7 protein-coding genes are annotated in these 9,683 nt (G+C 72.4%); 6 read left to right on the plus strand and 1 reads right to left on the minus strand.

All coding sequences use genetic code 11. The features are described from left to right. The first annotated feature begins 311 nt into the window (after positions 1 to 311). The 6 genes from ACH4MY_RS38000 (at position 312) to ACH4MY_RS38025 (ending at position 8,087) form a co-directional block, all read left to right on the plus strand. Positions 312 to 584 (plus strand): GlsB/YeaQ/YmgE family stress response membrane protein, encoded by a 273-nt coding sequence (locus ACH4MY_RS38000; RefSeq protein WP_398009403.1) that lies wholly within the window; start codon positions 312 to 314, stop codon positions 582 to 584. A 395-nt stretch (positions 585 to 979) separates the two neighbouring features. After that, complete coding sequence (locus ACH4MY_RS38005) at positions 980 to 2,617, plus strand: alpha/beta fold hydrolase (RefSeq protein WP_398009405.1); 1,638 nt, start codon at positions 980 to 982, stop codon at positions 2,615 to 2,617. Positions 2,618 to 2,632: 15 nt separating this feature from the next. Further along, positions 2,633 to 4,258 carry an alpha/beta fold hydrolase gene (locus tag ACH4MY_RS38010; RefSeq protein WP_398009407.1) on the plus strand — a complete coding sequence of 542 codons (1,626 nt, stop codon included), beginning with the start codon at positions 2,633 to 2,635 and terminating at the stop codon, positions 4,256 to 4,258. 582 nt (positions 4,259 to 4,840) lie between these two features. Next, complete coding sequence (locus ACH4MY_RS38015) at positions 4,841 to 5,491, plus strand: DUF4360 domain-containing protein (protein WP_398009408.1); 651 nt, start codon at positions 4,841 to 4,843, stop codon at positions 5,489 to 5,491. Between the two features lie 323 nt (positions 5,492 to 5,814). After that, a complete protein-coding gene (locus ACH4MY_RS38020) occupies positions 5,815 to 6,963 on the plus strand; it encodes a tetratricopeptide repeat protein (RefSeq protein ID WP_398009410.1) in 1,149 nt (382 codons plus the stop codon). A gap of 62 nt (positions 6,964 to 7,025) precedes the next feature. Further along, positions 7,026 to 8,087 (plus strand): polyprenyl synthetase family protein, encoded by a 1,062-nt coding sequence (locus ACH4MY_RS38025; RefSeq protein ID WP_398009412.1) that lies wholly within the window; start codon positions 7,026 to 7,028, stop codon positions 8,085 to 8,087. Positions 8,088 to 8,183: 96 nt separating this feature from the next. Here ACH4MY_RS38025 and ACH4MY_RS38030 read toward each other — a convergent pair whose 3' ends face one another. Then, on the minus strand, positions 8,184 to 8,756 hold the full coding sequence (locus ACH4MY_RS38030) for a SixA phosphatase family protein (RefSeq protein ID WP_398009414.1): 573 nt from the start codon (positions 8,754 to 8,756) through the stop codon (positions 8,184 to 8,186). Between the last annotated feature and the right edge of the window lie 927 nt (positions 8,757 to 9,683).

Genomic DNA, 9,683 nt, shown 5'->3' on the forward strand with positions numbered 1-9,683 from the left:
CTGGGCTGCTCCCAGATGCACGTCTCCCGCCTGCTCTCGCGCACCATCAAGAGCCTGCGCCAAGGCCTGCTCGCAACCGGCTGACCCGGCCCACCAACCACGCGCCCACCTCCTCGTGCCGAACCGTCGGCGGAGGCCGCACATCGATCCGGCGTGCTCTGAAGCATGCACCCGGGGTGGGCAGGCTTCAGTACGTCTGTTCGGGAAAAGGTGTTTGGCGGCGCCGGATCGGTGCAGGCGAAGAATGACGAAATCCCGACCACGAACCACCCAGGCCACGCATCACTCAGGCCACGAACTGGAGGCGCATCATGGGCATCATCGCGTGGATCCTCATCGGCCTGCTGGCCGGCGCGATCGCGAAGGCTCTCATGCCGGGCAGGGACCCGGGAGGCATCATCATCACCATGCTCATCGGCATCGCCGGCGGCCTGCTCGGCGGCTGGCTCGGCAAGGTGGTCCTCGGCGTCGACGCCATCGAAGGATTCTTCGACCTCTCCACCTGGATCGCCGCCATCGCCGGCTCGGTGATCCTCCTGGTCCTCTACCGCCTCGTCACGGGCAACCGGCGTCGCCACGCCTGACCCCCAGCCCGTCACACCGGAGAAGGCACCTCTCGGCACCTCTTCCCCCTCGGGGGCAGAGGTGCCGTCCGCGTGTGCGGCGGCGTACGACGTGGCGGCGGGAGTGAGCGGGGGCGGGGCGGGGACAGGGTCGTACGATCCCGCCGTACGCGGTGTGGACCGGGATCGGGGCGGCCGGGACGCGACCGAGGGGCGTCCACCGGCGGTCGCGTCCTCGGGCCGTACCCCGGCCCCCTGTTCATGAGGCGAACTCCTGCTCCGAGTGGAGTCCGTGAGTGGTGCGTCCGCCATCGCCGACGCAGGCTGGCGTACGCCGACGTCGGACCATCCGGCGGGCGGCCATGCCCACGCGCCCCGTCGCCGAGCGGCCGGGGACATCCGAGAGACGGGACCACATGGCGGAACAGATGATCGGTCCGGACGACCCGCCGTCCGTTCGAGGGACCGGCAGGACCGTTCGGCGCCCGAGGGCGGGACAGACCCGCCCGCAGGGGCGCCCCCACCCCGCACGCACCAGGACGGCGCTCGTCGCGGCCGGCCTGGCCGCGCTCGGCGCGCTCGCCCCCACCCCGAGCAGCGCCCTGTCACCCCCCGGCGAAGTGCCCCGGCCGGGGTACCCGGCACGGTTCGTGCCCGGTCCGTGCCCGGAGGCGCCGGAGCCGATCCCCGGGCGGTGCGGGTTCCTGGAGGTGCCCGAGAACCGCACCCGTAAGAAGACCAGGACCATCCGGACGACCGTCGTGATCATTCCGGCCACCTCGGCCAAGCCCGCCACGGACCCGGTGGTGTTCATGGAAGGCGGGCCCGGCGGCGACGCGATCGGGGCCATCCCCTTCCTGATCGCCTCCCAGGTGAACCGGGACCGGGATCTGATCGTCATGACGCAGCGCGGCGCTCTCCACTCGCAGCCGAACCTCGCCTGCCCGGAGCTGGACCGGTTCAACGCGACCGCGGTGGGTCTGCCCTACGACGCGCCGTCCACCGGACGAGGGCTGGTGCGCGCGGCGAAGGAGTGCCGGGACCGTCTCACGGCGGAGGGCGCCGACCTCAGCGCGTACAACACCACGGAGAACGCGGCGGACTTCGCCGCCCTGCGCGAGGTCCTCGGCATCAAGAAGTGGAACGTCTACGGGTACTCGTACGGCACCGACCTCGGCCTCACCTATCTGCGCCGCCATCCCAAGGGCGTCCGCTCGCTGGCGATCGACTCGGTCGTGCCGCCGCAGACCGTGAGCCTGCCGTGGGCCTGGGACAGTGCGGGGGAGGGGATCAACGCCATCTTCACCGCATGTGAGGCCCAGCCCGCCTGCGCATCCCGCTACCCGCACCTCTCCCGCACGCTCACCGAGCAGGTCCGGCGGCTGGAGGCGAACCCCCTGACGCTGACCGTACCGCCGCCCGGTGGCGGAACCCCGGTGAAGGTCGTCCTCGACGGGGGCGCGCTGGTGAACCTGCTGGTCGCCAACGGCCGACTCGTCCCGTCCGCCGACGTCCCTGCCGCGCTCCACGAGCTCGCCGGCGGCAATCCGGAACGCCTCGCGCGCGCCCAGGCGGCCGGCGCGACGCCCGCCGTCGGAGAATTCGCCCACGGGCTCACACACTCGGTGGCCTGCGCCGAATGGGCGCCGGGCCACTCGAAGCGCGACGTGCTGAGGGCCGGTCGGCGAGTCTTCCCCGGTTTTCCGGACTCCGTACTGGCCCACGCACCGCAGCTTCCCTTCGAGCACGACCTGTGCCGCGCCTGGAACGTACCGGACCGCACCGCGGTCCAGCGGATCGCCACCCACAGCAACGTGCCCGCGCTCATCATCACCGGGACCTTCGACGCGAAGACCGGCGCGAGCTGGGGGCCGTTCGCCGGCCGCACCCTGCCCCGTTCGACCGCCGTGGTGTTCCCCGGGATCACCCACTGGGCGGTGCCCCAGGAGCCCTGCGCCGCGTCGGTCCTGCTCTCCTTCCTGACCCGGCCGACCGCGCCCGACACCGGCTGCGTGGCAGGTGTCGTGCCCAAGCCGTTCACGATCATCCCCTGACCCGGAGGACGCACGATGTCCCCTCGCACGCCCCCCCGCCGGCACCCCGCCCGGCGGCTCCCGGCGACGCTGGCAGGAGCCACGGCCGGCGCCCTCGTCGTCGGTCTCGCCGCGATGCCCGCGCACGCCGAGTCCGGCACCGACCGCCCGATCGGCACGGTCGCCCGTACGGTGGGCGACGCCCGCTTCGAACCAGGACCCTGCCCGAGGACGGCGGACCCGGTCCCCGATCTCGCGCGTGCCCGCTGCGGCACCCTCACCGTGCCCGAGAACCGTTCCGGGACGAAGGGACCCGAGGGTCCCGACGGACCCAGGGCCCACGGGGGACGCCGGATCACCCTCGCCGTCGCGATCATGCCCGCGAAGTCCAGCAGACCGGCGCGTGACCCGATCGTGTGGCTCGCCGGCGGACCCGGCGACGACGCCGTCTCCGAGATCCCGATGGCGCTCGCCGGCAACCTCGACCGCGACCGTGACGTGATCTTCATGTCCCAGCGCGGCACCTACTCGGCCGACCCGGAGCTCACCTGTCCGAACATCGACGAGTTCAACGCCCGTGCCCTCGGCCTCGTCTCCAACGCGCCGTCCACCGGCCGTCTGCACGTCGCCGCGACCCGGGCCTGCCGCGACCGGGTGGACGCCCGGGGCGCCGACCGCAGCACCTATGACGACATCGAGAGCTCGGCCGACTACGACGCCCTGCGCAAGACGCTGGGCGTGAAGAAGTGGAACGTCTTCGGCATCTCCTACGGCACCCACCTCGCTCTCAACTACATGCGCCTGCACCCGAAGGGCATCCGCTCGGTTGGCATCGACGGCGTCCTGCCGCCGTCCCTCGCCGGCGGGGCCGTGACCTGGAAGGCAGCACGAGAGGGTTTCGACGGCCTGTTCAAGGCCTGCGAGGAGCAGCCCGCCTGCGACAACCGCTACCCGAACCTCAAAGCCACCTTCCTCCGACTCGTCAGTGAGCTGGAGGCCGACCCGGTCACCACGACCGTGACGGTCCCGGTCCACCCGGAGCCGGTGACGGTCGTGCTCGACGGGGGCAACCTGGTCGCCTGGCTGACCTCGGCCACCCACGTGGCGGCCGGAGTGCCCCGCTCCATCGACGAACTCGCCCACGGCAACCCGCAGCGGATCGCCGAGCAGCTCGCCGGCGGCAAGTACAGCCCGCAGGCCGTCGGAAGGGTCGCTCACGGGTTGGTCTACGGCATCTTCTGCAGTCAGTGGACACCGTACGAGAGCCGGGCCGACATCGTCCGGGGCGGGCGCCGCGCGTTCCCGTCGTTCCCCCGCTCGATGCTGGCCAACGCACCGCAGCTCGCCTGGCTCCACGACGACTGCCGCGCCTGGGACGTCCCCCCGGCGCCCGCCTGGATCCGGGACGTGACCCGCAGCGACATCCCGACCCTCGCCCTGTCCGGCGGCTTCGACGCCCAGACCGCGCCCAGCAACGGGGCCTATGTGGCCCGTACGCTGAGCCGGTCCCATGCCGTCACGGTTCCGTACGTGGCCCACGTGGTCTTCGCCGACTCGCGCTGCGCGCAGACGATCACCACCTCGTTCTTCGACGACCCGGCCGCGCCGGACACGCGGTGCCTGGCGGGCCTTCAGCCGCCGCAGTTCGAGATCGCGCCGTAGGCGCGCTCGGCGCCGCATCCGAGACGCCCCCACCGCCCGGCCACCGCTCGCATCGGAGCGGGGGCCGGGCGGTGGCCGTGCGCGGCGAGGTCAACGGCGGTGGCGTACGACGAGTTCCTCACGAGGCGCCTGTGTCCGATGGGGCTCCAGGGGCGCCATGCGCCCATCTGAGCCAAAAAGAGGGTGCTCCGCGGCGCGGTTAATGGCCGGGTGCCATCCTGCCTCGCCCTGTCGGGACCTCTAGCATTCGACCAGTCCCGCTCACATCGGCGAGATGGCCGGACAGACCACATGCTCATGATAGTTCAACCATTGCCGGTTGGACTACCCCGCTGCGTACCACCGGTTTCCCGATCGACGGCGGTACGTCTCCACCGCGGTACCTCACCACCGCAGTACGTCTCCACCGTGGTTCGTCTCCAACGTAGTTGGTCGCCACGGCAGCACGTCTCCACCGCACCAAGCCTTCAGGTCCGTGACGGCCGCCACCCCTGCGCGTGGCGTGCCGCATCCCAGCCCGCGGCCGGACGCACCCGTGCGTCCGCGTCCGCCGGGAACCGAAGCACCGGATGGGAGAACGTCATGAGAATTCCCCTGCTCGTGAGCGGGGCGGTCGCCGCCCTGTTCGCCTCGGCCCTGCCCGCGCACTCCGGCCCGTCGTCGATCGTCGACCCGCCGCCGGACAGGATCGTCATCGACATCGCCACCGTGAACGGATCCGGCTGCCCCCTGGGCACCGCCGCCATCGCCGTGTCCGAGGACAACACCGCCTTCACCGTCACCTACAGCGAGTACCTCGCACAGGCCGGCGGCGGAGCCCCTCCCACGGCCGCACGCAGAAACTGTCAGCTGAACCTCCTCGTACACGTGCCGCAGGGCTTCACCTACGCGATCGCCAGCGCCGACTACCGGGGCTACGCCTCGCTCCAGCGCGGAGCGAGCAGCACGGAGAAGGCCTCGTACTACTTCCAGGGCTCGCCGAACACCGCCTCCCGCACGCACGCCTTCCGGGGTCCGTACGAGGACAACTGGCAGGCGACGGACGACACCGACTGGGCACAACTGGTGTGGGCGCCCTGCGGCGTGCAGCGCAACTTCAACATCAATACCGAACTCCGGGTGACCGCCGGCACGTCGAACCCGAGCACCACCAGCTACATGACCATGGACTCCACGGACGGTGACATCAGCACCGTCTACCACCTCGCGTGGAAGGAGTGCCCGGCCGGCTGACGCACGCGGCGGCCGCGGCGTACCGACGCGCCCGGCCGCCGACCGACTCCGACCGGCGCGCGACGCGGAGGGAGCGGCTGTCGCGGGTTCGCACGGCCGGCCCCTGACTCCCGCGGCCGTAGCGCCGACAGGCGATCTCTCTCCCACGCCGGAACCACGCCGATGTACGTCTCACTGAGGAGCTCCGACCTCCGCGTAGTACTTGAGGACTACCCGGTGCCCGTACGGAGACGGACATTGCCGCCGACGGGGAACCTGGGCCTGCGACAACCGTCTTGATCCCCGCGTCGGCTTGATCGTCGAGTCGACCGGAGGAGGTTCTGATGGCAGGTCAGGTGACGGAGAGGCCGGCGATGGCGTCGGCGCCGGAGTACCAAGGGGCGCTGGGGTCGCTGTCGGTGAACGCCTCCCTGCCCGAGGTGCTCGCCCGGGGCCTCGAGGAGCTCCGGGCCGCGGAGGAGGCCGGGGACCTGCGGGAAGCGGCGCGCTGCGGGCTGGCCGTCGCCGAGGCGTGCCGTCGGCTCGGCCGGATCGAGGAGGCCGACCTGGCGTGGAAGGCGAGCTACCGGGCGGCGCGTTCGGCCGGTCACGAGGGTGCCATGGCCTGGGCCTTGTGGAGCGGCGGCACGCTGGCCCGGCAGCGCGGTGCGCTCAGGCTGGCGTACCGCCTGCTGGGACTCGCGGCCGAGGCGGGGGAGCGGGGCGGGGACGTCGTCGTACGGGGCTACTCGCTGGCGGGGCTCGCCGAGACCGGGCGCATCCAGGGCGACTACGAGGCGGTGGGCAGGCTGCACGAACAACTGCTGGCCGAGGCCCGCCGCCGCGGTGAGGCCCGGCACACGGTGTGGGCGCTGGAGGGCATAGCGCAGATGCACCGCAACACCGGCCGCTACGACGAGGCCCTGGCCCTCTTCGAGGAGGCGGCCGAGACGGCGTCACGCGCCGAGGACCGGCGCGGGTGGGCGTGGGCCCTTCGGGGCATCGCCGACGTGGTGTCCGTGCGCGACGGCGACGTGGAGCGCGCCCTGTCCCTGCTGTCGCAGGCCGAGGAGGCGTGCCGGGAGATACGGCTGGCCAGCGCGCTCGCCTACAACCACAAGATGCGCGGCAACGTGCTGTACAGGGCGGGCCGCTACCCGCAGGCCCGTGAGCTGTACGCGCAGGCACTGGAGGAGTTCCGCGAGATGGAGGAGCCGCGAGGGACGGCACTGTCGAGGCTGGGACTGGTCAAGGCCGAAGCCCGGCTGGGCCGAGAGGCCGCACATACCGCCGCCGAACTGGCGGAACTCCGCACGAGGCTGGACCACATCGGGCTGCGGCACGCCCGGGACATGGTCGACAAGGCCGCGGCCGAGCTGGGGGTCGGGCCGCTGCCCGACCGCACCGGAGACGGACCGGGGCCGGCCGGACCGGTGCTGCCGGCGGTCGGGGCGGAAGCCCTGCGGAAGGCCGACGTGGAGGGGCTGAGGTGAGCACCCTCCCGACGTCCGCCCGCGCGGTCTGCTCGCTCACCGGCGCGCCGGGAGCCACGGCCGTGACCGCGCCGAGTATCCCCCGTGTCCACGAGGCCTCGGCGACCGCTGTCCTGCGGCGGTCCCGTGACCTGGTCCGGCCCGCGCTGGTGGAGGCGGTGGGCCGCTTGCACCCCTGGACCGGTGAGATGGCGGCGTACGGGCTGGGCTGGGCCGATACGGCCGGAACACCGGACCCCGGCGGATCCGAGGGCAAAGGAGTGCGACAGGCCCTCGCCGTGCTCGGGGCCGAGGCCGTCGGGGCGGACGGCGCCGACGCCGTCCCGGGCGCCGTGGCCGTGGAACTCGTCCACACCTTCTCCCTGCTCCACGACGACATCATGGACGACGACGCGCTGCGCAGGCAGCGGCCCGCGGTGTGGAAGGCCTACGGGACCGGCCCGGCCGTCCTGACCGGCGACGCGCTCCTGGCCCAGGCCGTGGCAAGCCTGGCCGAGGTCCCGGGCCCCCGCACGGCGGCCGCGGTCCGGTGCCTCTGCGCCACCCTGACCACGCTGGTGTCCGGTCAGGCGGAGGACCTGCGCTTCGAGGACCGCCCCTGGTCCGGACCCGGCGCGGTCGAACCCGAGCAGTACCGGACCATGGCGGAACACAAGACCGGCGCCCTGCTGGGCTGCGCGCTCGCGCTCGGCGCGATCCTCGGCGGCGCCCCCGACAGGACGGTGGCCGCCCTCGATCGAGCCGGGCGCCATCTCGGACTCGCCTTCCAGGCGGTGGACGACATCCTCGGCATCTGGGGCGACCCGAGAGTGACGGGAAAACCCGTCCACGCCGACCTCAGGCAGGGCAAGAAGACGTACCCGGTCCTCGTCGCGATGGCCGGCGGAAGCAAGGCCGCGTACGAACTCGGGGCGCTGCTCACCTCGGGCCGGCGGATCGACGGCGAGACCGCCGAACGGGTGGCGGCGCTCGTGGAGGAGGCCGGCGGACGGACCGCGACCCGTGAGGAAGCCCGCCGACACCTGGACACGGCCCGCCGCGCTCTGCGCGAGGCGTCGCTGACGCCCACAGCCGCACGGGAATTGGACGTGCTGTTCACCCACCTGCTCGACCGCACGTGGTGATGCCGGGCGGCACATGACGCCCGCCTGCGTACGCCAGGAGGCACGCGCCGCTGAGGGCGGAGGGCCGCCGCCGACGGCGCACGGGTGCGATCACGCTCAGGAGGAGTCGCGGACCCCGCGAGGAATCACCAGGTCCGCCAGGAGCGCCTGGCCCGGCCGCAGGCCGGTCCAGGCGCCGTGCCAGGTCAGGACGGCGATGGCGGACGTCGGGAACTTGGTCCGCACACGGTCCAGGGCGTCCTCGCCCGTGCTCACCGCACGGGCCGTCCCCTCCGCTCCCATGTCCGCAGGGGCAGCCCCGTCCGCCCTGTCCGTACCGGCCGCGAGCAGCAGGACCAGGTCTTCGAGGCCAGGGTTGTGCCCGACCAGGAGCAAGGTCGTCACCTCGTCGGGTACGCCGTGGAGGACGTCGAGCAGGTCGGCGCCGTCCGCCCCGTACAGCCGCGGATCGTGGACGGTCGGTGTCGGCGCGGGGCTGACCAGCTCCGCGGCCGCCAGCTCCCAGGTCTGGCGGGCGCGCCGGGCGGGGGAGCACAGGACGAGGTCGGGCGGACCGCCGTTCTCCGCCAGGAAGCGCCCGGCGGCCGGGGCGTCGCGCAGGCCGCGCGGGCCGAGGGGACGGTCGTGGTCGGCGACCCCCTCGGGCCAGGCGCTCTTGGCGTGCCGCATGACCAACAGGCGGCGAGGCCGGACGCCGGCGGAGCCGACGCGTTCAGGGTTCTCGGTCGAGGGCTGCACAACCTGGAGCGTACGGGCCGGGCCGGCACACGGCCATCAACGCTAGGGGTACGTCCGCACGTCGTGGTCGTTGTTGCGGGCTTGTTCCCCCACGAGTTCAGGCAGGACGCCCGTCTATGGCGCGGACGACGGACGGGGATGACCTGACGTCCGGGGATGTCCTCGGCCTTGAGAGGCCGGGCCGGGGAGCAGGTCAACTCCGCCGTAGCGTGCCGCAGTAACCGGCTTGACGGGTGCTGGCAGAATGCTGCGCATGACTGCATTCCGAAAGGCCTATGCCGCGTAGACGGCCGGGTGCGCTTCGCACCGGACACCTTGCGCGGCCACGTCGATGGGACAGGCCGCCGCCGGGACGGATCCACGGACTGTCCACCCGCACCAGCATCGCGATCCACCGCGTCGAAGAAGTCGGCTCGAGCTACCTCTACCCGGGTGCCATCGACCGAGCACTGCGACGGTACGAAGAGTTCCTCGGGCCGCCGGGACGCAAGCCCCTCTACCCGGAGGTCGAAGACTGCGGCTGCCCGGGTCACGCCCTCGAAGATGTCCGCCGCGCCCGAGACCTCCTCGAAGACGTCCTCGTCCACCTGCCCCCTCGACCTCGCGCCGAGCTGAGGCGCCGAACGGCGACCCTGGACCGCGTATACCTCCAGCGCACGCTGCCCGATCCCTTTGCCGACCGACGGCCCTGGAACGCCGAAGTGTGGTGGTACCGCCGCCTGTACACACCCAGTGGTGGCTAGCTTGACTCTGTCGGGAATCTTTGAAGGTCCCGGTCAGGTTCCCAGGGCTCGCCAGGACTTCGGCCGGGGTATCTCGCGCTGGTCGAGGTAGTGCTGGAAGGCAGTCGGTCGGCGG

It is taken from the genome of Streptomyces sp. NPDC017246 (assembly GCF_044331325.1).
Taxonomy (GTDB): domain Bacteria; phylum Actinomycetota; class Actinomycetes; order Streptomycetales; family Streptomycetaceae; genus Streptomyces.

Coding starts and splice junctions, on each gene's coding strand:
- ACH4MY_RS38000 (WP_398009403.1), top strand. CDS start 312: ATGGGCATCATCGCGTGGATCCTCATCGGCCTGCTGGCCGGCGCGATC.
- ACH4MY_RS38005 (WP_398009405.1), top strand. CDS start 980: ATGGCGGAACAGATGATCGGTCCGGACGACCCGCCGTCCGTTCGAGGG.
- ACH4MY_RS38010 (WP_398009407.1), top strand. CDS start 2,633: ATGTCCCCTCGCACGCCCCCCCGCCGGCACCCCGCCCGGCGGCTCCCG.
- ACH4MY_RS38015 (WP_398009408.1), top strand. CDS start 4,841: ATGAGAATTCCCCTGCTCGTGAGCGGGGCGGTCGCCGCCCTGTTCGCC.
- ACH4MY_RS38020 (WP_398009410.1), top strand. CDS start 5,815: ATGGCAGGTCAGGTGACGGAGAGGCCGGCGATGGCGTCGGCGCCGGAG.
- ACH4MY_RS38030 (WP_398009414.1), bottom strand. CDS start 8,756: ATGCGGCACGCCAAGAGCGCCTGGCCCGAGGGGGTCGCCGACCACGAC.